Raw genomic sequence first — 22,308 nt, 5'->3', positions numbered from 1 at the left:
ATCAGTTCTTGACCAGACCGCCGTCGACAACGAGGTTCTGACCGGTCACCGACCGCGCCCACGGGGAGGCGAAGAACAGCAGAGCATCGGCGAATTCCTCCGGCGTGGTGACGCGTTGCAGCGGGGTCGAGGCAGCGATGAAGTCGAACACCTCGGCCGGGGTCGCGGCGCTGGCATCGGTGGTGCGCAGCAGTCCACCCGAGACCATGTTGACGGTGATGTTGTCAACGCCCAGGTCCGCGGACAGAGTGCGGGTCAGCGAGAGCAGTGCGGCCTTGGACGCCGTGTAGTCGTGGTACGGCACCACCGGATTCTGAAACAAGTTGGTGCCCACGTTGATGATTCGGCCGAAGCCCGCCTCACGCATTCCCGGCAGCGCAGCCTGAGTGGTGAGCAACGCGGCGCGGACGCTGCCACGCAACTGGGCGTCGAAGCGCTCCCAGGTGATGGTGTCGGCCTTGGGGCGGGCATCACCGTCGAACGAGAAGTCGGCCAATGCGTTGTTGACGACGGTGGTGATCGGAGTGCCGAAATGCGCACGGGCCGAGTCGAACACCGTGGCCACCGCGCTCTCGTCGGTCACATCACCCTGAACCGCGAAAGCATTTCCGCCCAGGCGGTCGGCCAGCGCTTCGGCGGCTTCTTTGCTGGTGCGATAGTCGATCACCACACGTGCGCCTTGACCGGCGAACGCCGCAGCGATCGCTGCCCCGAGTCCGCGCCCACCGCCGGTGACCAACACCGTCTGCTCGTCGATTTTCATGCGCCTCGCCTCTCGTTCGAGGTCGGGACCGTCACGAGAGACAGGAATACCGAAACGTCACGACATTCCCTTCGCTGGTCCTAACCAGATCAGGTTCGACGGGTGTGTTCTCAGCCCCTGGGGGCACCCCGTGTCGCGCTCGACTGTACCCACCGGGCTCGGCAGGTCGCTGCATTGCCGTCGATACGGGTCTCTAGCTCAGTTGATAGATACCCGAATAGGACGATGACAAGTTACTGTGCCGCCATGGCCGAACGCGTCTACCTGGAGTATCGCCTCGACGAGAACGTGATTTTTGTACTCGACCACCGCACGGTCGAAGCGTTCGACGCCGCCGTGAGGATCGCGGCCGGTGGGCGCTGTCGGTGGCACGTCGATCAGCTCGGTGTGGACGCGAAGCCGACGCGGGACGGCACCAAGATCGTCCTCGGTCTGCGAGCATCCGACGGCAGCATCGGCTATTCGGGCGACCGTATGAAGTTCACCGTGACCGACGAACAGCTGCCGCATCTGCTGGCGTTCTTCGACCGCGCAAAGGCGGCCAGAGCACTCAGCTGACGATCGCCCAGCCGTGCGCGGGCACCGTGACCCTGCCGCCGTCCAGGTGTGCCTCGCCCGCGATCACCTCAGCACCTTCGACCGCGTAGTCGATCGCGTCGTCGCCGAGGTTGAGCGCCACCGTCATCGAATTGTCGTCCGCGTACACGCGGTAGAGCAGTGCGGTGTTGGTGAGCTCGAGAGTCTCGGTGCGCGCGGAGTACAACCACGGATTGCGACGCCGAACTGCGATCAGCTCCTGATGCACGCGGTAGACCGGCCAACCGTACGGGGCCAGATCCTCGGATGTCTCCGGGTATTCGGGACGCACCTCGTCATCACCGCCGACGCGATCTTCCTTGATACCGCGGAACGCCTGCTCGTCGCCGTAGTAGATCATCGGCATACCGCCCACGGTGAACAGAACCACCAACGCGTGCAGCAGATGTCGCTCGTCCTCGATGACGCTGGCGATGCGGTTGACGTCATGATTTCCGACGAAGGTGGCGGGCACGAAGGCGTCGAGCCAGCCGTTATGGCGCTCCAACGCATGCGAGAGCTCGAAGAAATTCTTCTCGCTCAGGCCACTCCAGATCGCCTTCCACAGTTCGTACTGGGTAACCGAATCCAACGTGGAGGCCGAGACGATCCGGTCGTAGTCACCGTGGATGACCTCGCCCAGAAAGTATGCATCCGAGTGCTTCTCACGAACCTTCGGGAGCACCGCGGCCCAAAAGCGTGGCGGTACAGCGTAGGCCGCGTCGAGCCGCCAGGCGTCGACGCCGCGTTCGAGCCAGTGCGAGAGCACATCCACGACGTACTGCTGCACATGCGGGCTCTCGTGGTTGAGTGCGACCAGTTCGTCGTGGCCCTCGAAGTTGCGATGCGTCGGCTCGTTCCCGGACCAGTCCAGATGGAACCACCCGGCGGCCTCGGAATCCGGGCCCTCGGCCAGGGCCTCACGGAACTTCGGGAAGCTTTGCGCGACATGGTTGAAGACGCCGTCGAACATCACCTTCAGGCCGCGGGAGTGCGCCGCCGCGATCAGCGAGTCGATATCCTCGTCGGTGCCGAGCCGACCGTCGACATGGTAGTAGTCGACGGTGTCGTAGCCGTGCTTCTCGGACTCGAAGATCGGACCGAGGGCGATGCCCGACGCACCGAGCTCGAGGGCGTAGTCGAGCCACTTCTCGATTCTGTTCAGCCGGTGCAGATCCGACTGCGATTCACCGTCCCATCCGTGCACCGGCGCACCGGTGAAGCCGAGCGGGTACAAGTGCCACCAGATGGCGTGCTTCGTCCACTCCATCAGGACGCCTCGATCGAGTCGCGACCGAGCTCGTCCGCGCCGGTATGGCCGGACAGGCTGGTCACCAAGTCGAATTCGGCCAGCAGGCAACGTAATACGTGTGCAACCCCCTCCTGCCCACCGAGGGCGAGACCGTAGAGGAACGGGCGGCCGAGTAGAACCGCATCGGCACCGAGGGCAAGAGCCTTCGCCATGTCCGCGCCGGTCCGTACACCCGAATCGAACAGGATCGTCAGGTCGTCACCGACCGCATCGACGATGGACGGGAGTGCGTCGAGAGACGGCCTGGCACCGTCGATCTGACGCCCACCGTGGTTGGAGACCACGATGCCGTCGACTCCATGGGCTGCGGCTTCCCGGGCGTCGCCGACGGTGCAGACGCCCTTGAGCACAATGGGACCGTCCCAGTGCTCGCGCAGGAACGCCAGGTTCTTCCACGACAGCCCCGGGTTGGGGAACATCTGCGCCCAATGCATCGCGGCCGCAACGGGATTCTCCTCGACGGGCTGCGCCAGTCCGGCTTGGAACGCCGGATCGCTCAGGTAGTTCTCAATGCCAAGGTTGGCCAGGAAGGGAAGGTATCCGCGGTCCAGATCGGCGGGCCGCCAGCCCAGCAACGTCGTGTCGAGCGTCAGCACCAACGTGGTGAATCCAGTGTTCTTCGCACGCTGCAGGAAGCTCAGCAGTACCGATTCGTCCGTCGGCCAGTACAACTGATACCAGCGCGGCGCATCCCCGCCTGCCTCGGCGATCTGCTCGAACGAATGCGACGCCTGCGTCGAATGTATGTACGGCACACCGAGTTCCGCAGCCGCGCGAACCGTCGCGAGTTCACCGTCGGGATGGGCGAGAGTCTGAATACCCACCGGTGCGATCAACAGCGGAACGGGCATCTCGGTGCCGAGCACGGTGCACGCATGATCACGCGAGGCCGAGCTGCGCAGCATCCGCGGCGTGATGGCCCACCTGTCGAATGCGGCCCGGTTCGCACGCGCTGTCGAGCCACTTCCCGCGCTGGCGACGATGTAGCCCAACGCCTCGGGCGACAGCTTCTCGGCAGCCTGGTCCTCCAGCCGCGCCAGGTTGGTGGTGATCGACGGTGTCTGCTGAGCGAACATTCCGGCGGCGTAGATGCCGAGTTGGTGATCGCTGAAGTTGCTGGGCCTGGCCTCGGTCATCGTTCGACCCTACCGGGGCACCGCCGAGGATCGGGCGAGAAAGGCGTCCAGCAGAGCCGAGCACCGCGCCCGAGCTGCAAGTTCCGCGTCGGCGATATCCCTCCTGATCTCGTGCACGTCCACCTCGTGTTCGACGCCGTCGCGGTCCCATGCGGCCGCCCACGCGTCGTAGGTGTCGAGGTCGATCTCGGGGTGGAACTGCAACCCGAGGTGCGGACCGAGAACGAAGGCCTGTTGCGCTGCCTCGTTGCGGGCGATCACCGTCGCCTCCGGCGGTGCGACGAACGTGTCACCGTGGAATTCCATCCACGGGCCCGAGGCGATGAGCTCGGGATCGGACGTCTCGACCTCGACGAATCCGTATTCGGGATGCTCGGACTTGCGTACCGATCCACCGAGCACCCGGGCGAGCAACTGGCCGCCGAAGCACACGCCCAGAACCGGGACCTGCGCATCGATCGCCTGTTGCACGTACGCGATCTCCGGCGCGAGCCATGTCAGCGTGTCGTCGTACGCGGCGTCGGGTGAGCCCATGACCACGACCAACTGCGCGTCGGACAGCGCCGGTGGTGCGACATCGGGACTGTGGTCGAAGGAGTGCACGTCCAACCGGAAACCCCTGGTGCGCAATTCGGCGGCGAGGGTGCCGATATCGCGACGCGCCAGGGACGGGTCCCGGTCGTGGACGAGAACTACGGCGCGCGGGTCGTTCGGGTATGTCACAGGGCTCCTTTACGGTGTTCGTGCACACCGTACGACAGACTGGATCCGATGCCACCTCGTAAACGCACTGCCCGATCCACCACTGCCCGCACCGTCAAGGCCGGGCAGAGCAGCGCTGCGCGAAAGTTCGCGGCTGCGAAGAACGGTGAGCCTGCGGCGAAGAAAGCTACCCCGAAGAAGGCCGCACCTCGCAAGAGAGCTGCCCCGCGCAAGACCTCGCCCCGCAAGTCCGCCGCCCCCGATCTTCGCGTTCCCGATCCCGGCGAGCGCGTCTGGGTGTTGGACGTGCCGTTCGAGGATCGATCCGCGGCGGGCGCAGCGGGAGCGCGCTGGTACCCCGGACCGCGCGTGTTCGCGTATTACGGAACCGAACTGCCCGAGTACCTACAGCCGTACGAGTCGATGCCGTACAGCCTGCAGCGGTGGCTCGAGGACGACGCGAACGACAGTTGGCGCGACGAAGAGGTGCGCGAACGGGCGATGCAGCCTCGTGACACCCAACTCGAATCGGTCCGACGCCATCTGGCCGCGCTCGACGCCGGCTTCCCGTACTTCGCGCAGATGGATTCGACGGGTCTGGGTAAGACGTTGGCCGTGTGCGAGGCCGTGCGGCAGATGTCGGCCGCCGAGATCGGGACGGTTCTGGTGGTGGCACCCAAGGGTGCGCTGCCGGGGTGGCGTCGCACCATTGCGGACAGCGAGGCCGACATCGAGCCGTCCGACCGCAAGCGTTGGTTGCTGATCACCTATCAGTCCACCAAGAAACTTCTGTCGGTTCCGCCCGAAACCGATCTCGGCAAACGCAAACGGACACAGAACAAACGAACCATCTCACTGGGTGAGCTGCGGTTCGACTTCGACGTCGTGATCGCCGACGAATCGCATGCGTTGATGAACATCGAATCGCAGCAGTCGCAAATTCTGTGGCGATATCAGGAGGCGGCCCGATCCGTCGTGTGGATGTCTGCCACTCCCGGCTATCAGCCGCTGCATTTCGCGTACATGGCCCGCGCCGTCGAACGTAGCCGCGGTGTCGAGATCCTCGGCGACGACGAGTATCTCGGCTATGCCGTGACGATGAAGTGGGCGGAGTTCCTCATCGAGTCCGGCTTCGCCGTCAAGGCAGGCAAGGCGACGACGGGGCTCACCACGTGGCGGTGGGAGCCCGAAGACGCGGCGACACGAGCCGGCGATATCGCGTCGGTGCACGGCTGGCTCTCGGGAGGTGCTGTGCCGTGGTCGATTTCACGACCGTCGCCGCCGACGCCGCGGGAACCCCTCGGCCAGGAACTCACGGCCGCGCAGAAGCGTCTCTACAACTCGGCGTGGGTGGACTACCGCAAGGAAGTCGGCCTGCCGATCTGGAAGGCCGTCGGTGGAAAGCGAGTGCTGCAGAAGAATCCGAGTACTCGTGCGGCGACGCTGCGGTTTCGCCAAAAGTGCTCGTATCTGCGCATTCCCGCGTCCGCGGACCAGGTTCGGACGTGGGTCAAGGCAGGCAACCAGGTGTTCGTCTCGATGTTCTACCGCGAGTCGGTCGCAGCATTGGCCCAGACACTGCGAGACGAGGGGCTCGACGTCGCCGTGGTCGACGGGAGCATGAGCAGTCCCGAGCAGGAGGCGTCGATCCGCCGTTTTCAGACCGGCGACGCGTCGGTCATCGTCTCGACCACCACGAGCGCGATCAACCTGCACACCAACGAGTTACTGCTCCCGGAGGGGACGGTCTCCACACTCGCCCCGCGCGTGACGCTGATTCACGATCCTCGGTGGACACCCATCGACATCAGGCAGATCGAGGGCCGCGCCAACCGCATCGACAAGGACCACAACCACACCACGTCGACCTGCTACTACGGCTACGCCGAGGGCACCGTCGAGGAGGAGATGGTGCTCACGGGCATCGAGCGCATCGCGGATCTGGGATCGATCGTGGGGCAGGCGGATCTGATCGATCCGGAGGCATTCCTCGCGGCGAAAGTGGATGCCGGAAAATAGCGACAATTGTGAGCAATCCTCCACGCGCCCGAGTAGGTTCGGTCCATCGGCATTCGTCGGTAGCGGGCTCACAGTGGCACCAGGAGTAGTCATGATCGTTCTCGGAATCATCCTCGCTCTCATCGGCTATTTCGCCGGCATTTCAATTTTGACGACTATCGGCATCATTCTGGTGGTCGTCGGCGCGGTTCTGACGTTGCTCGGTTCGATGGGGCGCGCAGTCGGTGGCCGCAAGACGTGGTTTTGACATCCACGTTAGAACATACGTTCGATTTCTGCTAACCTGAGCGGGCCCCCGGAGTTGGCGATGCGGCCAGCGGAGCCACTTCGGGCGGTCCATATCGGGCGATAGACAGTGTCGAAGGCGGTTGCGCGCGATGGCATCCGACGAGCGCGACACCAACCCGGTTGCCGGGTCGCTCTACCGCGTCGGCGATCGGTGGGCAGAACGAGCACCGATGCACTGCACCAACGGCCATCCACTCGTCGCCGGTTCGGTATTGGTGGGTTCACGTGCTTGCTCGTGTGAGCGGGGGCATCACCGTACCCATCAGTGCCAGAGTTGCAATCTCGTGCGGTTCACCCCAGAACTCGGTGCCACGTGCAGCGACGCCAGCTTCGATTCTCGCGCGGCGCGGTCACGTCCGGCGATCGTGGACAATCGAGGGCATGAGCAACAGTGAAGCCGTCGTCGACCTGGTGCAGCTGAGGCACGATTTCACCCGCTTCATGATGAGTTACAAGTTCGGAATCGACGAACTGATCACCAAGATCAACATCCTGAAGCAGGAATTCACCCACATCCACCGCTACAGCCCGATCGAGCATGTCTCGTCGCGACTCAAGACGCCCGAGAGCATCGTCGACAAAGCTCAGCGCAAGAAGTGCGCACTGACTCTCGACGCCATTCGCGAGAACATCTTCGACGTTGCCGGTGTCCGCATCACGTGCAGCTTCATCTCCGACACCTACCGCATCGCGGACATGCTCAGTAGTCAGACCGACGTTCGAGTCGTCGAGGTCAAAGATTACATCGCGAACCCGAAAGCCAACGGCTACAAGAGTTTGCACCTCATCGTCGAAATCCCGGTGTTCATGTCCGATCGCGTCCAACCAGTCTTGGTCGAACTCCAGATCCGCACGATTGCCATGGATTTCTGGGCGAGCCTCGAGCACAAGATCTTCTACAAGTACCGCGGCCAGATTCCGCCCACCCTGTTGGCGGAACTGACCGAGGCCGCCGAGACGGCCAACACACTGGACGAGAAGATGGAGAGTTTGCACGACGAGGTCGAGGAACTGAACGGAGATTCCGAGAACTCCATCACCCTCGGTGCGATGCCCCCGATGGCCCTGCCGCCGGAGCTGTTGCACATGCTGCTCACCGCGCAGGCCGAAGCGATCGACCCGGACTGACGGTGCGTTCGAAGAACAGAAACCCCGCTGCTCGACGGCTGAGCAGCGGGGTTCTCGGTTCGTACCTGCGTTATCCGATGTGTACCGGGGTGTCGCCGACGGGCAGGTCGTCTTTCTTCGCACGGACGAGCAGCAGCACGACCGGGCTCACCAGCGCGACGAGAATCGCGGCGGTACCGAATGCCCAGGCGTAGCCGGAGACCTCGGCCGAGAACGCGTGGTCGATGGTCGCGAGCACGAAGTTGCGGATCGGCTCCGGCAGCGCGGCCAACATCTCGTCGCTGGGCACTTCCCGGCCGGCGAGAGCTTCCGCGGGAACTCCGGCGGGCGGAGTCGGTGCCGGATTCTCGGCCAGGTACGAGGTCTTGGACGAGGTGTAGACGGTGGTGAACACCGCAGCACCGAGTGCGCCGCCGACCTGCAGGGTGGCGTTGATCAGCGCCGATGCGGCACCTGCGTCGTGATCGGGAACGCCGATCAGTGCGACGTTCTGCATCGGGACCATCAGCAGACCGAGGCCGAGACCGAGAAGCACGACGCCCGGCAGGACGTGCGTGAAGTACGAGGTGTCGACGCCGATCTGGGTCAGCAGCAGCAAGCCGACTGCAGAGACGACCGGACCGACGGCCATCAGCGGCTTGGGTCCGATCTTCGGCACGAGTGCAGAAGCGAGCGCGGCCGTGATCAGGATGCCGCCGGTCATCGGCAGTGACGCGACGCCGGCGATCACCGGGCTCATCTCCAGCACGATCTGGAAGTAGAACGTGAGGTACAACGTGCCACCGAGCAGGGCAGCGCCGATGACGGCCGAGCCGATGTACGCGGCACCGCGGTCACGGTCGAGCAACACACTCAACGGCAGCAGCGGGTTGGCGGACTTGGATTCGACGACGACGAACGCGGCCAGCAGAGCGAGGCCGAGCGCGATGAACGAGATGGTGGGTACCGTCGCCCAGCCGTCTTCGGCCTCGGTGAAGCCGTAGACCAGCGATGCCAGACCGAGAGCGACGAGGATCGCGCCGGGCAGGTCGTAGCGGGTGTCTCCGTGAGCCTTGCTCTCCTTCACCAGCGGCACCGCTGCGGCGATGGCGAACACTGCGACCGGGATGTTGACCAGCAGGCACCAGCGCCAGTTCGCGTATTCGGTGAGCACTCCGCCGAGGAGTAGGCCGACCGCTGCGCCGCCACCGGCAATGGCGCCGAAGACGCCGAACGCTTTGGCGCGTTCCTTGGTGTCGGTGAACGTCACCGTCAGGATGGCCAGTGCTGCCGGGGCGAGCAGTGCAGCGAACACACCCTGGCCGGCGCGCGCGATGAACAGCTGCCAGCCTTCTTGGGCGAGTCCGCCGATAGCGGAGGCAACGGCGAAGCCTGCCATGCCGACGATGAACGAGCGCTTGCGTCCCCAGTAGTCGGCGATGCGTCCGCCGAGCAGCAGCAGTGCGCCGAACGACAACGCGTAGGCGGTGATGACCCAGGCGCGGCTGCTGTCGCTGATGCCCAGGTCCAGCTGAGCCTGCGGCAGCGCAATGTTGACGATCGTGCCGTCGAGCACGATCGTGAGCTGCGTGATGGCGACGATGCACAGCACCAGCCATCGGCGCTCGTAGTTCGGATTCAGATCCGGCGCTTCGCGCTCGGAGAGCTGCGACATGTTTCTACCCCACTCGTACTCGTTGATTCTGGGCACGAAAAATGTCCCGAGCAAAAAGGTAGGCGACCCAGAACCAATAGTCAAACGAACTAGTTGGTTGGGGGTATGGTGACCGCCATGAAACCTGACGCCAGTGCGACCCGCGCCCGCATCGTCGTCGCCGCCCGGGACGAGTTCTCGGTACACGGGCTGGCCGGGGCCCGCGTCGATCGGATCGCGGCCGCAGCCAAGGCCAGCAAGGAACGTCTGTACGCGTACTTCGGGGACAAGGAAGCCCTGTTCCGGGCCGTCGTCGAGGACGGGTTCGCGCGGTTCATCGACGAAGTACCCTTCGCCGTCGACGACCTCGGCGGATACGCAGCGCGCGAATACCTGCACCTCGCTGCGCATCCCGAGGAGCACCGCCTCCTGCTGTGGACTCAGCTTCAGGGCGGTATGGCGACCACGGGCACCGACGACATCCACTCGGTCATCGCCGAGCGACACAGGGCCATGGCCGACGCCCAGCGAGACGGACTGATCTCCGACGCCTTCACCGTCGAGGATCTGATCACCATGATGTTCGGCATCACCTCGGCGTGGATGACCGCGCCGAGCCCGCACTGCGAGCCTGCCGACAACGCCGAAATTCAGCGGCGGGCGTCGAAAATCGAAGCCGCCGTGCGTCGACTCTGCGCTCCGTAGCGCTGTCTATCGATATCTAGCTTTGACGCAAGAGTGCGGAATACTGGGGTAGCGGCCCCCATTTCCGCAAACGCGCGCGCGTTTGCCAGACGCGAGCGAATTCGACACCGATCACGTCGCTATTCTGCGCGCATCTGGCAAGTGCGCTCGCGTTTGTCACCCCGGTCGGCTGCGTCCTCGACCGCACACACGCGGGACGCCCCACCACGCCGAGTGCACGTGGTGGGACGAGTCTCGAACTACGGCCGGCATCTACGACGCACTACACCGGGAGTTTCTCGCGTCCGGTTTCCTTGATGGTCAGCACCGTGAGTACGCCGATCACGCAGACACCCATGACCCAGTATGCGGGTGACATGGCGTTGCCGGTCGACTCCACCAGTTGAGCGGCGACGTACGGTGCAGTTCCGCCTGCGGCGATGGTCCCGATGTTGAAGCCCAACGACACTCCGGTGTATCGAACCGCCCGCGGAAAAAGCTCGGTGAACAGTGGGAACGCGGGTACCTGCACGACTCCGTTGAGAACCATGTAGACGAAGTACACACAGCCCACCACGATGATCGACGACGTCGCGCCGAGGATCATGAACACCGGCAACGCAATGACGACATACGCAACGTAGCCGCTGAGCAGTACCGGTTTGCGCCCGAATCTGTCGGTGAGCATGCCGCTGAGCGGGAAGGTCGCACAGGCCAACGCAATTGCGATCGCGGATGTCCAGTAGACCGAGTCCTTGGAGAATCCGAGGTCGTTGATCAGGTACACGCTGAAGTACGTCAGACCGATGTAACCGGATCCGTTCATAGCGATCGCAATTCCGACGACACGTAGCACCGACCACGGCTGCTTCTTCACGACATCGCTGAGCGGGCTTTTCGCAACCTCGTTCTTGGCTGCCATTTCCTCGAACTCGGGGCTGTCTTCGAGCTTCAGCCGCACTCGCAGACAGACGAATGCCAGCGGGAGAGCAAGCAGGAACGGGATGCGCCAGCCCCACGACGACATCTGGTCGTCGGTCGTGATGAGGGCGACCACTCCGACAACGGCTGCGGCGACCGCGAACCCGAGGGTGGAACCGATCGGCGTGAACGACCCGAAGAAGCCGCGACGGTTCGGCGGTGCAGACTCCGCGATATAGGTTGCTGCACCGCCGATTTCACCTCCTGCAGAGAATCCTTGGGCGAGTCGGATGACGACGAGCAGAATCGGTGCCAGCACGCCCACACTCGAATGTGTGGGCAGCATTCCCAGGACTCCGCACGCGATGCCCATGCAGACCACCGTCACGACCAGAGCCTGTCGACGACCCTTTCTGTCGCCGAGGCGTCCGAAGAAGATTCCTCCCAGCGGACGTGCGACGTATGCGACTCCGAATACCGCGAGGGTCGCGAGGATGGACACGCCGGGGCTCGTGGACGGAAAGAACAGTGGCGCAATGACTACGGCGAGAAATCCGTAGACGGCGAAGTCGTAATACTCGATGAGCGTGCCGACGCCACCGGCGAGCGCGGCACGGCGCGCGGTGGTGGTGTCGGCTTTCGGTGCGCTGGTGACCGCAGAAGGCTGGTCGACGTTCGTCATCGCGCTGTTCCCTGTCCTGTGAGTGGTTGCTTGCTTCGGTGTTCGGCCAGAAGTAGGTCGTACGATCCGCCGGCCTCGATGACTGCGACAGTACGAGGGCTGGGCGCACTACCCACCAGGGATCGACCGTCGGCAGTGGTCAATGCTGCTCGTCGCCAATCGAGTTCGACGGCATCACCGGTGACGACCGCGCCGGAGACATCCGGAATGGTGATGAGGGGTACTCCGTTGAATGTCTCTCCGCGCCAGAATCCCGGCGAGAACGACTCGGCCACGATGGCCTGGATACCGGCGTTGCGCAGAGCCACCATCGGCGGATAGTGCGGGTGGCCGTAGCCGAAGTTCCGGCCGCCGACGATGATGTCGCCCGGCCGAACGCGATCGACGAAACCCGGATCGTATGCGGTCATGCAGACCGACCTCAGGTGCTCGGGATCGTACGACTTGATATTCGCAACGCCGACAACGAGATCGATGTCGAAGTCGTCGCCGAAGACCCAGGCAACTCGGCCGGAGATGATGTCGGGCGGGGGTGGGTAGGCGCTCACGAGCCCACCTGCTGGATCGTACCGGCCAACGCGCTGGCGGCGACGGTATACGGAGAACCCATGTAGATGTTGGCGTCGGAGCTACCCATCCGGCCGGAGATGTTGAGCACGCCGGTCGATATGCAATTCTCGCCCGCCGCCAACGGCTTCTGATAGCCGAAACAGAAGTCGCAGCTCGACACTGCAATGTGCGCACCCGCCGCGCGCAATACGTCGAGCAGCCCCTCTCGCTCGGCCTGATCGTGCACCTTCTGCGACGTGGGCACGACATTGAGCTCCACACCGGGAGCCACGGTGCGTCCGTCGAGCACGAGTGCCGCGGCCCGCAGATCCTCGATTCGTCCACTGGCACAGGATCCGATGAACGCCTTGGTGATCGGAGTGCCGGCGAGTTCGGCTGCTGTGTGGGTGTTGGCTGCACGCGCCGAGCCGGGCTGCACGACCTGCGGCACGATCTGGGCGAGGTCGATGGTGTGCCGAGCTGCGTAGGTCGCATCGGAGTCTGGGTAGACCGGTGTGAACGACTGTCGCGCAACATCGTTGGCGTAGTCGAGTGAGGTCTCGTCCGGTTCGAATATCGCGGACACGGCTCCGGTGAACATCGCCATGCCGCACAATCCTTGCCGGTGATCGATCTTCATCGACCGGGCACCGGGGCCACCGAATTCCATCACCTGGTGTGCGCACCCGTCTGCCCCGACGAGGTCGATGATGGTGTGCACCAGATCGCGGCTGTCCACTCCCGACGCGAATTCTCCGTACAGGTCGAACCGCGTGGTCGCTGGAATGTCCACGTAGAGTTGGCCGGTCACCCATGCCTCGATCAGATCGCGGCGGATACCCCAGCCCAGCGCACCGAACGCCCCGATTCCGCTGATGTGGCCGTCGAAGTGGACGAGGAAGTCACCGGGGATGGCCAGGCCGAGTTCGGCGGTGAGTTGGTGTCCGATGCCGCGGCCCTCGTGCAACTCGATTCCGTAGTACTCGCACCAGTCTCGGGTGACCTGGTGTACTTCTTGTTCCCGGTCGTTGCGCTTGGTCAACATGTGATCGATGAAGACGACGTACCGAGACGGGTCCTCGAGTGAGGTGATACCGAAGTCGTCGCGCATCTGCCGGAACATCACATCGGTGTACCCGGGAAAGTCGTACGCGATCATCCGCGCCGGTCGTACCGCATGGTTCTCACCGGCACGCACTGGGTCGCCGCCACAGGTCCTACCGAGGATCTTCTCGACCATCGTGAACGCGGCCGATGTCATCGGTTCGCCTCCGCAGGAAGGTACTTACGCTGCTGCGCTTCGACTTCGGGAAAACCGATGAGGTCCACGAACTCGTGGTGCTGCAGCGCGTCGGCACTGACGTCGGCGGGAGCTTCGCCTGCGGCCAGGCGACGCAGAGTCTCGCGTGCGGCACCGGTTGCGGCCATCAGCACCTGAGTGGGCAGCAGGGCCAGCCGCACTCCGATCTGTGCCAGAACCTCCGGAGTGAACTCCCGCTCGGTCCAGGTCGACGCGGTGAGCGTGGCCATCAGCGGAACCCCGACCGCTCGGTGACAGTTCTCCCACTGCTCGACGGTCTCGAACGTCTTCGTCACCGGCATGATCATGTCGGCTCCGGCGTCGACGTAGGCCTGTGCGCGCATGATCGCCTCGTCGCCACGTGCGTCGGTGCGTGCGATGAGCAGAACGTCGTCCGGCATGGAATCACGCACCGCCCGAACCTTGCCCGACGCCTCCTCGACGGAGATCAAGTCCACCGGCTCGCCGACGCAGATCGGGCATTTCTTCGGCGACAGCTGGTCCTCCATGAACACACCCTGGACGCCGGCCTCGGCGAACCGCGTCGCGGTGCGCGCGGCGTTGACGGCGTTTCCGTAGCCCGTGTCGATGTCCGCGACGAGGGGCAGAGACGATGCCTCGCGAATGGTCCGGACGGCCTGCAGGTTCTCGGTCATCGTGTAGAGCTCGGCGTCGGGCAGTCCGAGCGCAGCCGATACGGCGAAGCCGGACGCGCACAGCGCCGAGAAGCCCGCCTGCTCGGCCAGCTTGGCCGTCAACCCGTCCCACACGCCGGGCGCATACACCAGGCCTTGTTCGGTCAGGCCTCTCAAAGTCATCGTCACGAGCACTCTCCGTTTCGTATTGCGGAACGCCTTCCGAATTTAGAGTGGCTCGGATCACAAGTCAATACCCGTGGATCGATAGCGCATCGCACGTCGGTTCGTAGGATGGCGACGACGCTCCACCCGACCGGAAGGAACAACTCGTGGCAGTTCCCACCGAGTCCGACGCCCAGGCCGGCCGCGACATCGTCGGTGCCGTCGTGAAGGCATGCGCTCTGCTCGACCATTTCGACACGACGCATCCTGTGTGGACGCTCAACGATCTGACGACAGCGAGTCGAATGAACAAGACGACCGTGCATCGTCTGATGACGACGTTGATCCATGCCGGCTGGGTGGACAGAACAGCGGAGGGTTCGTACCGAATCGGCATGCCGGTGTTCGAGATCGGCTCGTCCGCGCTGACGCAGCTCGACATCCGCGGTGCCGCCCAGCCGTACTTGTCCGACATCGCCGCACAGTTCGGCGACACCGCCTATCTGATGGTTCCCGCTGACGAAGGGGCGGTGTGCATCGACCGGCATGAGGGAAGCAACCCGCTTGTGGTAGCAGGCATTTCGATCGGATCGGTGCTTCCGTATCACGCCACGGCGGGGCCGATGGCGATGCTCGCGTTCTCCGCTCGCATTCGCGACCGCTGGCTCGGCGGAGAGCTTGCTGCGTACACCAGCCGAACCCTGACGTCACCCGAGAAGTTGATGGATCATCTCGATCGAATCCGAACGCAGGGATATGCGCTGAGCAATTCCGACTACCTGGCGGGCGTGGCGGCAGTGGGCGCACCGATTCTCGGACGCGACGGGGTGGTCGTGGCGTCGATCAGCGTCGGTGGCCGCGGGGAAACCTTCGAGGGCGAGGCTTTGAAGGACAAGGTCGAGACGATACTCGCGGCGGCGCGAAGCCTCTCTCGGGTCGCCGAGGCTCTACCTGCATCGAGTCAATAGCTACGCGAGTATTCGCATCTCTAGCCTCGGCGGTAGAGACCTGAATACTCACCTACCGACGCGCTCGATGAGTTTCATGGCGTCGAAAGGTGCGTAGCCCTTGATGTCGTTGTCGAAGTACACGTAGACGTCCCGTCCCGTCGACGTCCAATCGGAAATCTTCTGGGCCCATCGATCGAGGGCCTCATCGGTGTAGCCGCTGGCGTACAACTCCTCGTCGCCGTGGAGTCGGGCATACATGAAATCCGCTGTCGGAGTATCGACGTACGGATACTTGCCGGCAGTGTCGGCGACGACGAAGGCAATATCGTTGCGCCGCAACAACTCGACCGCTTCGTCGGAGGCGAAGCTCTGATGCCTCGCCTCCACGCAGTGCCGAAGCGGCCGAGAAGACGGAGCAGGCAACAGCACTCGATCCTCGGCCAGTTTGTCGTCCCGCGATTCCGCCAAAGTCACTGCAGCTGAAACTGTTCGAGGCAACAGGGCACAGAAGTCCGTCACCTTCTGCGCGTCGAATTCGAGGTTGGGCGGCAACTGCCACAGGAACGGACCCAGTTTGTCCCCCAGAGTCAACACACCGGTCGCGAAGAAGTTCGCGAGTGCACTTTCGACGCCCACGAGCCGTTTGATGTGCGTGACGTACCGCCCACCCTTGATGGAGAACACGAAATCGTCGGGGGTTTCGTCATGCCACTTGGTGAAACTCGACGGCTTCTGCATCGCATAAAAGGTGCCGTTGATCTCGATCGACGTCAGGTGCTCGGACGCGTACTCGAGCTCCTTTCGATGCGCGAGACCGCTCGGGTAGAAATCCCCTCGCCACGGCGCGTACGTCCAGCCGGAGATACCGATCAGAACCCGAGGTCGATGCTGCGCGGACATGAGCCGACTCTAGCCGGGCAGCCCAGCGGTTTCCGTGGCTCTGGCGCTGGTATCGGTAGCCTCGATGGCATGAAGCGCCCATCGGCATTCGGCTCCCTGGCGCTGACCTGTGTGCTGCTCGCCCTCACCGGTGCCGATACGGCTGCAGAGCGCCGCGACCAGCCGACGCCTCGCCAGGCGGCTGCAGTACCGGGGATCGGTTTGGAGACAGTTCCCGCAGCGATCACCACGTCCATGGTCGCGGGTGTCGCAGACGCGCCGAATCCGCCGACTCACGAAGTCGGTGTCGAGTCGTCGACGACGGAGATGCGAACCTCGGGGTGGGACGAATACCCCTATCTCCGCTACACCGCTACGTTCGCGCCTGGTACGGACACGGCGACGCTGACATGGTCCGGCAGATCGGTGAACACCAACGATCTGGCGTTGCATGTATGGGACGAGTCGGGCAACACGTGGGGTTCGGCCATTGCCACGGCCGACCCGGTTGCGACCGGTGGTCAGGTGAAATTGAGTGCGGAGATCTCCACGGAGAGAGGCACTGTCGAAGTATTGGTCATCGACAACCCGCGTGCAGATCGTTCTTTCGCCGAAACCAATGCGCGACCCGACAGCAGCTTCGCCGATCCGAGCACCTACGATTTCGCTCTTCAGCACATCACCGACACGCAGTACATAGCCCGTGACGATCCCGGTGTGTATTCGGAGATGACGCAGTGGACCGCCGACAACGCCGACGAGCTGAAGATCGACTACAGCATGCACACCGGCGACCTGATTCAGAGCTGGATCAGCCCGGGACGTCCGGATACCCAGGCGCGCAAGGAGTTCGAGGCCGCCAGCGAATCGATGCAGATCCTCGAGGATGCCGGCCTCGCCCACGGCGTTCTGCCCGGCAATCACGACAACATCTGGAACGTCGCGGGCAAATTGGTTCCCGGGGAGCACGAGAAGAACCACGCGCTCTACAACGAGTACTTCGGCCCTCAGCGTTATCGGGATCAACCCTATTGGGGCGGTTCGTTCACCGACGAAGACAATTCTGCGCACTACGACCTGGTCGATATCGCGGGTGCCAAATTCTTGATGCTGTTCATCGGCTACAACCCGCCGGAGAAGGTCATGCAGTGGGCCGAACGAGTTCTCGACGAGAACCCCGATCGCAATGTCGTCATCGGCACGCACTATTACCTCGACGAACTCGGCGAGAAGAAACTGATGGGGTTCGGCGACATCGGGTCCAGTTCCGGCCAGCAGATCTGGAATCGACTGGTCGTCCCACACGAGACCGTCTTCCTCGTCCTGTCCGGGCACGTCGACGGCCAGTTCGCGGTCGTCGACGAGCACGTGGGAGAGACCGACCGCACCGTTGTGCAACTGCTGGCCGACTATCAGTACTTCGAGGTCGAGGGCGAACGCAGTACCGGCTTCCAACGTCTGCTCCAGTTCGATATCGACGGCGGCTCGATGGCCGTCACCACCCATTCGCCGTCCCTCGACGCGTTCGACGTCGAGAGCTACGACATCAAGAATCGATACGGCCCCGAAGACGGCGAATTCGTCACCGACTTCACGTTGCGCGCCGACGTTCCCCGAGCGGTGATCGCAGACTGACTGGCACGGTGCTCGGCATCGGACCATAATCGATTTTCATGCAGTCGGGTGGGCGAGCGTGGGTACTGACGCTGGTCGCCGCCGGTGGCTGGTTCCTCGCCACGCCGCTGAGTCCCGGAATTGTCGGCACCGACGTCCAGCTGCAGGCCCCCGAGGTCACGCCTGTCCCCGTCGTCGAGCCGCCCCCGCTCACTCTCGAGGACCTCTCGGCGCGAGTGAACCCCACCGTCGTCACGATCTCCGCCACCGCCGGCTACTCCGGCGTCGCAGGTACCGGCTTCGTCGTTGCCCCGGACGGCCTGGTGCTCACCAACTTCCACGTCGTCGAAAACGCGACCGAGATCAGCGCGGTGCACATGGGCAACGGACTGATCTACGACGCCACCGTGCTCGGTTACGACAAATCTCGTGACGTGGCGGTCATGCGGTTGATTTCCGCGGCCGACCTGCCGGTGGTCGAGTTTGCTCCGGACTCGCCACCCGAGGTGGGGGACGCGGTCACTGCCGTCGGGAATGCTGCTGGCGCAGGTGTTCTGGTGCCTGCGCCGGGTGCGGTGACGGCTCTGGATCAGCAGGTGCGTACCCGTAGTTCGGTGGACGGTTCCCGGAACACTCTGGATCGGATGATTCGAGTCGATGCCGATGTGCGAGCGGGTGATTCGGGTGGCCCACTGTTCGATGCCTGGGGTCGCGTGGTGGGCGTCAATACAGCGGGGCTCTCGGACGAGGCGCGCACCGGCTCCGAAGACAGGCCCCCGCAGGCACCCGAGGCGTATGCGGTTCCGATCGCGGAGGCTGCTGCCGTACTCGATCAGGTCGTCGCGGGGCAGTCCGGCGGGACGGTTCATGTGGGCCGCACTCCGTATTTCGGGGTGTCGGTGCGAGATGTGTCCGTATTCGACAACAAGCCGGCGATGGGTGCCGAGGTGGTGACGGTCGCAACCGATTCTCCGGCCTCGGCAATCGGACTGTCCGGCGACGATGTGATCGTCGCCTTCGACGGTGCCGATGTCGGTTCGTCGTCGGATCTGGCCCAGGCACTCATCGGACGTCACCCCGGTGATGTCGCCGTCGTCGAGTGGGTCGATCCTCAGGGCGTACGCCGTTCCGCTACAACGGCTTTGGCGGAAGGAACCCCGGCTGCCTGAGCGGTCGAGTTCAGTCCTGCAGCACCGACAACACGTTGCCCGCCGGATCGGTGAACCAGGCGATGAGCGGTCCGCCGTGCCGGAAGATCCCCTTCTCGTCGGTGCCCATGTCCGGATACTGTTGGAACACCACCCCTTTGGCGATCAATGCATCGACTGCGGCCTCGATGTCGACCACCGGGAAGTTGAGGATGGTGTACTGCGCCGGCACGTGACCGGGACGAGGATAGATCAGTACCGTCGCCGTACCCAGGTGAAGTTCGAGCATCCCCATCTCGTTGTCGGTCACCTCGAGACCGAGGGTGTCCGTGTAGAACGTGCGAGCTGCCGGCAGGTCGTCGACGGCAAATCCGGAGAACGGCGCTCGGGCCAGATCGATGGTGGTCATGGACGAATTATTGCGCTGTCCCACGTGCCGTGGGCCGATATCCGAGTAGCGTGGCTCCCGTGACTATTCGCCTCGGTTACCAGATGCCCAACTTCAGCTACGACGGTTCGGTCGCGGAACTCTTTCCCCAGGTCATCGCGCAGGCGCGCGAGGCCGAAGCGGCCGGGTTCGACACTGCGTTCGTGATGGATCACTTCTACCAACTTCCCGGAATCGGAAAGCCCGACGAGCCGATGCTCGAGGCCTACTCCGCCCTGTCGGCGCTCGCGACGGCCACCGACACCATCCAGCTCTCCGCCTTGGTCACCGGCAATACGTATCGCAACCCGGCGATCCTGGCCAAGACCGTCACCACGCTCGACGTCGTCAGCGGCGGTCGCGCCATTCTCGGTATCGGTGCCGGCTGGTTCGAACTCGAGCACCAGAGCTTCGGACTGGAATTCGGTACGTTCACCGACCGATTCGAGCGCCTCGACGAGGCCCTGCAGATCATCGAGCCGATGCTGCGCGGTCAGCGTCCCACCTTCGACGGCCTGTGGTATCAGGTCGAGAACGCGATGAACGAGCCGCGCATCCGCGACGATCTGCCGATCATGTTGGGCGGTGGCGGCGAGAAGAAGACCTTCGGCTTGGCCGCACAGTTCGCCGATCACCTCAACATCATCTGCGACGCAAACGAACTGCCCCGCAAGATGGCGGCCGTTCAGGCCCGTTGCGAGGAAGTCGACCGCGATCCGAAGGATCTCGAGACGAGCTTCCTCGCCTTCGTCATCATCGACGAGGACGGCGACAAGGCCAAGGAGTTGCAGCGGGAGTTCGTGCTGAAGCAGGGCCTCGATCTGACGAACCTGTCGGAGGAGGACGCAGCGAAGGCCACAGATCGCCACTTCTGCGGAACGCCCGACGATGTCGCCGAGCAGGTGCAGAAGCGCGTACTCGATCAGGGCATCGACGGCGTCATCATCAACCTGATCACCAACGGACACCAGCCCGGTGCCGTCGAATTGGCGGGCAAGGCTCTGAAGCCGCTCGTCTAGATTTTCTCCAGCAGTAGCCGCGGGGGTGCGAGCGGTGGCATAGTTCCCCCGTGGCTCAGCTGAGGATGAACGGGCACCGTGTCTTGGTCGCAGACCTGACCGGTGACTCTCTGCGCGCGATGTCGGGTTCGATGGTTGCCTACGAAGGCGATGTCGCCTTCAAGAGCGCAGGCATGGGCGGTGGCGGCGGTTTCCGCGCCGCGCTCAAACAGAAGGTGACCGGCGAGTCGTTGTCGCTGATGGACGTGTCCGGTAAAGGCACCGTGTACTTCGCGGTCGACGCCCAGGACATCACTCTCGTCGAGGTGCAAGGCGACAACCTGCACGTCGAATCGTCTCAATTGCTGGCTCTCACAGGTCAATTGAAGACGGACGTGAAGTTCTCCGGCCTTCGTGGTGCGACGTCGGGGCAGGGGCTTTTCACCACCGTCGTCAGCGGCTCGGGGACGGTGGCACTGTTGTCGAAGGGTGGGCCGATCATCGCGCTCGCCGTCGATCCGCAGTACCCGCTCGTCGTCGACCCCGACGCGTTCGTCGCGCATCGAGGACAGCTCAACCAGAGCTTCGTCACCGACGTCACGTGGCGCTCCGCCATCGGTGGCGGCAGCGGCGAGGCGTTCTCACTCCGCTTCGACGGCCAGGGCGTCGTCTACATTCAACCCGAGGAGCGCTGACGTGCCACTCGAACTGGTCAACAGCAAAGTCGTCAAATCCGTTCTGGCACCGAATCAGAGTGTGCTGGCTCGGCGCGGATCGATGCTCTACTACACCGGCGACGTCCGGTTCGTCCCGCATTCCATGGGCGGCGGCGCAGGTGCCATGCCCGGTATGAGCGGTGTCGCAGGGATGGCCGGCCGCATGATGGCAGGCGAGCACGTGGCGATGATGGCCGCCGAGGGTCAGGGCGAAGTCTTCTACGGCCACGCCGGGCTGTACATCGAAGTGATTCATCTCGACGGCTCGTCCATGCTCACCGTCGAAGCCGATCGCCTGCTGGTGCACGACGGCTACCTGCAGAGTTCCATCGTTGCGCTCACCTCGCAGGGCGGCGTCCGCGGAGCAGTGCGCGGCGCGATGACCGGGCAAGGTCTGTTCACGACGCAACTCACCGGGCAGGGCAGCGTCGCGGTCCTGTCGCACGGCGGCGCGACACCGCTGCAGGTCGGGCGCAACAACCCTATGGTCGTGGTCGATCCGCAGGCGTACGTCTGCCACATCGGCAACATCAATGTCGACATCTCGGCGAACGTCGGGTGGCGCGACGCCGTCGGCAAAGGCAGCGGCGAGGCGATCCAACTGAAGATGACCGGCATGGGCACCGTGTGGGTACAGGCGTCCGAGCAGAAGTTCTAGGGAGCGGCAATGAGTTTGGAGATTCACACCCCGTACACCCTGCCGGTCAACGACAACGTGCCCGGCAACGACTACGCGTTCTGCGTCGAACTCGCAGGCCAGCCGTGGTTCACGTCGAAGGGCGCGATGATCGCGTACTACGGCAACATTCGATTCGAGCCGCTCGGCCAGACGTCGATGCCTGCCATCGTGGCGGCGCGATTCTCGTCTCCCCTGTACTCCAACGACTGGGTGCTGGCGCAGGGACAGGGCAAGTTGATCCTCGGCGACCGCGGCTTCAACATCAACAGCTACGACCTCGACGACGGCAACCTCACCATCCGAGCGGCCAACCTGCTCGCCTTCGAGCCGACTCTGGATCTCAAGCAGTCGATCGTGCCCGGCTTCCTGACCCTGCTCGGTACCGGAAAGTTCTTGGCCTCGTC

The 22,308-nt window shown here is 63.9% G+C and carries 23 protein-coding genes, 1 pseudogene and 1 riboswitch; of the genes and pseudogenes, 13 read left to right on the top strand and 11 right to left on the bottom strand.

Features of this window, described 5'->3' with window-relative positions:
• Position 1 precedes the first annotated feature (1 nt).
• Positions 2 to 763 (bottom strand): 3-oxoacyl-ACP reductase, encoded by a 762-nt coding sequence (locus E4P29_RS24300; RefSeq protein ID WP_135047602.1) that lies wholly within the window; start codon positions 761 to 763, stop codon positions 2 to 4.
• 48 nt (positions 764 to 811) lie between these two features.
• Positions 812 to 904, bottom strand: a riboswitch (TPP riboswitch).
• 105 nt (positions 905 to 1,009) lie between these two features.
• Here E4P29_RS24300 and E4P29_RS24295 point away from each other — a divergent pair.
• Entirely contained in the window at positions 1,010 to 1,321 is a 312-nt protein-coding gene (locus tag E4P29_RS24295; RefSeq protein WP_135047600.1) for a hypothetical protein, read from the top strand.
• Here the strand turns inward: E4P29_RS24295 and E4P29_RS24290 are convergent.
• From E4P29_RS24290 to E4P29_RS24280, 3 genes are read right to left on the bottom strand one after another with little or no spacing between them, the layout of a single operon-like run.
• The gene (locus E4P29_RS24290; RefSeq protein ID WP_135047598.1) at positions 1,314 to 2,609 is read right to left on the bottom strand and encodes an alpha-amylase family glycosyl hydrolase; all 1,296 of its coding nucleotides are present in this window, start codon (positions 2,607 to 2,609) and stop codon (positions 1,314 to 1,316) included. The two genes, E4P29_RS24295 and E4P29_RS24290, sit on opposite strands and share 8 nt — an antisense overlap.
• Positions 2,609 to 3,787 (bottom strand): alpha-hydroxy-acid oxidizing protein, encoded by a 1,179-nt coding sequence (locus E4P29_RS24285; protein ID WP_135047596.1) that lies wholly within the window; start codon positions 3,785 to 3,787, stop codon positions 2,609 to 2,611. The genes E4P29_RS24290 and E4P29_RS24285 overlap by 1 nt, the downstream gene beginning before the upstream one ends.
• Before the next feature lie 9 nt (positions 3,788 to 3,796).
• Positions 3,797 to 4,510 carry a type 1 glutamine amidotransferase gene (locus tag E4P29_RS24280; RefSeq protein ID WP_135047594.1) on the bottom strand — a complete coding sequence of 238 codons (714 nt, stop codon included), beginning with the start codon at positions 4,508 to 4,510 and terminating at the stop codon, positions 3,797 to 3,799.
• A 48-nt stretch (positions 4,511 to 4,558) separates the two neighbouring features.
• Between E4P29_RS24280 and E4P29_RS24275 the strand changes: the two genes are divergently transcribed.
• From E4P29_RS24275 to E4P29_RS24265, 4 genes are all read left to right on the top strand, one after another.
• Positions 4,559 to 6,508, top strand: a complete 1,950-nt coding sequence (locus tag E4P29_RS24275) for a DEAD/DEAH box helicase (RefSeq protein WP_245154466.1) — start codon at positions 4,559 to 4,561, stop codon at positions 6,506 to 6,508.
• Between the two features lie 91 nt (positions 6,509 to 6,599).
• Complete coding sequence (locus E4P29_RS26160) at positions 6,600 to 6,755, top strand: DUF6131 family protein (protein WP_094611554.1); 156 nt, start codon at positions 6,600 to 6,602, stop codon at positions 6,753 to 6,755.
• A gap of 130 nt (positions 6,756 to 6,885) precedes the next feature.
• The gene (locus tag E4P29_RS24270; RefSeq protein ID WP_135047593.1) at positions 6,886 to 7,191 is read left to right on the top strand and encodes a hypothetical protein; all 306 of its coding nucleotides are present in this window, start codon (positions 6,886 to 6,888) and stop codon (positions 7,189 to 7,191) included.
• The gene (locus tag E4P29_RS24265; RefSeq protein WP_135047591.1) at positions 7,178 to 7,924 is read left to right on the top strand and encodes a GTP pyrophosphokinase family protein; all 747 of its coding nucleotides are present in this window, start codon (positions 7,178 to 7,180) and stop codon (positions 7,922 to 7,924) included. Before E4P29_RS24270 ends, E4P29_RS24265 begins: the two co-directional genes overlap by 14 nt.
• Before the next feature lie 70 nt (positions 7,925 to 7,994).
• Here E4P29_RS24265 and E4P29_RS24260 read toward each other — a convergent pair whose 3' ends face one another.
• On the bottom strand, positions 7,995 to 9,578 hold the full coding sequence (locus E4P29_RS24260; protein WP_135047691.1) for an MFS transporter: 1,584 nt from the start codon (positions 9,576 to 9,578) through the stop codon (positions 7,995 to 7,997).
• 117 nt (positions 9,579 to 9,695) lie between these two features.
• Here E4P29_RS24260 and E4P29_RS24255 point away from each other — a divergent pair, with 117 nt between their 5' ends.
• Positions 9,696 to 10,262, top strand: coding sequence for a TetR family transcriptional regulator (locus tag E4P29_RS24255; protein WP_167735600.1), 567 nt, complete (start codon positions 9,696 to 9,698; stop codon positions 10,260 to 10,262).
• Positions 10,263 to 10,524: 262 nt separating this feature from the next.
• Here the strand turns inward: E4P29_RS24255 and E4P29_RS24250 are convergent, their stop codons facing one another.
• The 4 genes from E4P29_RS24250 to E4P29_RS24235 are packed head-to-tail and all read right to left on the bottom strand — an operon-like array spanning position 10,525 to position 14,511.
• Entirely contained in the window at positions 10,525 to 11,844 is a 1,320-nt protein-coding gene (locus tag E4P29_RS24250; RefSeq protein ID WP_135047587.1) for an MFS transporter, read from the bottom strand.
• Positions 11,841 to 12,392, bottom strand: coding sequence for a 3-isopropylmalate dehydratase (locus tag E4P29_RS24245; RefSeq protein ID WP_135047585.1), 552 nt, complete (start codon positions 12,390 to 12,392; stop codon positions 11,841 to 11,843). The genes E4P29_RS24250 and E4P29_RS24245 overlap by 4 nt, the downstream gene beginning before the upstream one ends.
• Entirely contained in the window at positions 12,389 to 13,633 is a 1,245-nt protein-coding gene (locus E4P29_RS24240) for an aconitase family protein (RefSeq protein WP_135047690.1), read from the bottom strand. Before E4P29_RS24240 ends, E4P29_RS24245 begins: the two co-directional genes overlap by 4 nt.
• Positions 13,634 to 13,650: 17 nt before the next feature.
• On the bottom strand, positions 13,651 to 14,511 hold the full coding sequence (locus tag E4P29_RS24235; RefSeq protein ID WP_027495170.1) for an isocitrate lyase/PEP mutase family protein: 861 nt from the start codon (positions 14,509 to 14,511) through the stop codon (positions 13,651 to 13,653).
• Between the two features lie 149 nt (positions 14,512 to 14,660).
• On the opposite strand from E4P29_RS24235, the gene E4P29_RS24230 reads away from it, so the two are divergent.
• Positions 14,661 to 15,461 (top strand): IclR family transcriptional regulator, encoded by an 801-nt coding sequence (locus E4P29_RS24230; protein WP_135047583.1) that lies wholly within the window; start codon positions 14,661 to 14,663, stop codon positions 15,459 to 15,461.
• Positions 15,462 to 15,509: 48 nt separating this feature from the next.
• On the opposite strand, the gene E4P29_RS24225 is transcribed toward E4P29_RS24230, so the two are convergent.
• The gene (locus tag E4P29_RS24225; protein ID WP_135047581.1) at positions 15,510 to 16,343 is read right to left on the bottom strand and encodes a DUF72 domain-containing protein; all 834 of its coding nucleotides are present in this window, start codon (positions 16,341 to 16,343) and stop codon (positions 15,510 to 15,512) included.
• 69 nt (positions 16,344 to 16,412) lie between these two features.
• On the opposite strand from E4P29_RS24225, the gene E4P29_RS24220 reads away from it, so the two are divergent.
• A complete protein-coding gene (locus tag E4P29_RS24220) occupies positions 16,413 to 17,957 on the top strand; it encodes a metallophosphoesterase (protein ID WP_135047580.1) in 1,545 nt (514 codons plus the stop codon).
• A 38-nt stretch (positions 17,958 to 17,995) separates the two neighbouring features.
• Complete coding sequence (locus E4P29_RS24215) at positions 17,996 to 19,105, top strand: trypsin-like peptidase domain-containing protein (protein WP_135047578.1); 1,110 nt, start codon at positions 17,996 to 17,998, stop codon at positions 19,103 to 19,105.
• A gap of 10 nt (positions 19,106 to 19,115) precedes the next feature.
• Here E4P29_RS24215 and E4P29_RS24210 read toward each other — a convergent pair whose 3' ends face one another.
• Entirely contained in the window at positions 19,116 to 19,493 is a 378-nt protein-coding gene (locus E4P29_RS24210; protein WP_135047576.1) for a VOC family protein, read from the bottom strand.
• 59 nt (positions 19,494 to 19,552) lie between these two features.
• Between E4P29_RS24210 and E4P29_RS24205 the strand changes: the two genes are divergently transcribed.
• The 4 genes and pseudogenes from E4P29_RS24205 to E4P29_RS24190 all read left to right on the top strand — a co-directional run.
• A complete protein-coding gene (locus E4P29_RS24205; protein WP_209205503.1) occupies positions 19,553 to 20,530 on the top strand; it encodes an LLM class F420-dependent oxidoreductase in 978 nt (325 codons plus the stop codon).
• A 65-nt stretch (positions 20,531 to 20,595) separates the two neighbouring features.
• Positions 20,596 to 21,204, top strand: a complete 609-nt coding sequence (locus E4P29_RS24200; RefSeq protein ID WP_027495163.1) for an AIM24 family protein — start codon at positions 20,596 to 20,598, stop codon at positions 21,202 to 21,204.
• Between the two features lies 1 nt (position 21,205).
• Positions 21,206 to 21,883, top strand: coding sequence for an AIM24 family protein (locus E4P29_RS24195; RefSeq protein ID WP_135047575.1), 678 nt, complete (start codon positions 21,206 to 21,208; stop codon positions 21,881 to 21,883).
• Between the two features lie 9 nt (positions 21,884 to 21,892).
• Positions 21,893 to 22,308 (top strand): annotated as a pseudogene (locus E4P29_RS24190) (AIM24 family protein); the annotation flags it as partial.

Source organism: Rhodococcus sp. 1R11, assembly GCF_004563845.1.
Lineage (GTDB): Bacteria > Actinomycetota > Actinomycetes > Mycobacteriales > Mycobacteriaceae > Rhodococcoides.
This window is presented reverse-complemented; position numbering and strand designations above follow the sequence as displayed.

Excerpts from the sequence above, each read along its gene's own strand:
- E4P29_RS24300 (WP_135047602.1), bottom strand. The coding sequence starts at position 763 with ATGAAAATCGACGAGCAGACGGTGTTGGTCACCGGCGGTGGGCGCGGA.
- E4P29_RS24295 (WP_135047600.1), top strand. The coding sequence starts at position 1,010 with ATGGCCGAACGCGTCTACCTGGAGTATCGCCTCGACGAGAACGTGATT.
- E4P29_RS24290 (WP_135047598.1), bottom strand. The coding sequence starts at position 2,609 with ATGGAGTGGACGAAGCACGCCATCTGGTGGCACTTGTACCCGCTCGGC.
- E4P29_RS24285 (WP_135047596.1), bottom strand. The coding sequence starts at position 3,787 with ATGACCGAGGCCAGGCCCAGCAACTTCAGCGATCACCAACTCGGCATC.
- E4P29_RS24275 (WP_245154466.1), top strand. The coding sequence starts at position 4,559 with ATGCCACCTCGTAAACGCACTGCCCGATCCACCACTGCCCGCACCGTC.
- E4P29_RS26160 (WP_094611554.1), top strand. The coding sequence starts at position 6,600 with ATGATCGTTCTCGGAATCATCCTCGCTCTCATCGGCTATTTCGCCGGC.
- E4P29_RS24270 (WP_135047593.1), top strand. The coding sequence starts at position 6,886 with ATGGCATCCGACGAGCGCGACACCAACCCGGTTGCCGGGTCGCTCTAC.
- E4P29_RS24265 (WP_135047591.1), top strand. The coding sequence starts at position 7,178 with ATGAGCAACAGTGAAGCCGTCGTCGACCTGGTGCAGCTGAGGCACGAT.
- E4P29_RS24260 (WP_135047691.1), bottom strand. The coding sequence starts at position 9,578 with ATGTCGCAGCTCTCCGAGCGCGAAGCGCCGGATCTGAATCCGAACTAC.
- E4P29_RS24255 (WP_167735600.1), top strand. The coding sequence starts at position 9,696 with ATGAAACCTGACGCCAGTGCGACCCGCGCCCGCATCGTCGTCGCCGCC.
- E4P29_RS24250 (WP_135047587.1), bottom strand. The coding sequence starts at position 11,844 with ATGACGAACGTCGACCAGCCTTCTGCGGTCACCAGCGCACCGAAAGCC.
- E4P29_RS24240 (WP_135047690.1), bottom strand. The coding sequence starts at position 13,633 with ATGGTCGAGAAGATCCTCGGTAGGACCTGTGGCGGCGACCCAGTGCGT.
- E4P29_RS24235 (WP_027495170.1), bottom strand. The coding sequence starts at position 14,511 with ATGACTTTGAGAGGCCTGACCGAACAAGGCCTGGTGTATGCGCCCGGC.
- E4P29_RS24225 (WP_135047581.1), bottom strand. The coding sequence starts at position 16,343 with ATGTCCGCGCAGCATCGACCTCGGGTTCTGATCGGTATCTCCGGCTGG.
- E4P29_RS24220 (WP_135047580.1), top strand. The coding sequence starts at position 16,413 with ATGAAGCGCCCATCGGCATTCGGCTCCCTGGCGCTGACCTGTGTGCTG.
- E4P29_RS24215 (WP_135047578.1), top strand. The coding sequence starts at position 17,996 with ATGCAGTCGGGTGGGCGAGCGTGGGTACTGACGCTGGTCGCCGCCGGT.
- E4P29_RS24210 (WP_135047576.1), bottom strand. The coding sequence starts at position 19,493 with ATGACCACCATCGATCTGGCCCGAGCGCCGTTCTCCGGATTTGCCGTC.
- E4P29_RS24200 (WP_027495163.1), top strand. The coding sequence starts at position 20,596 with ATGAACGGGCACCGTGTCTTGGTCGCAGACCTGACCGGTGACTCTCTG.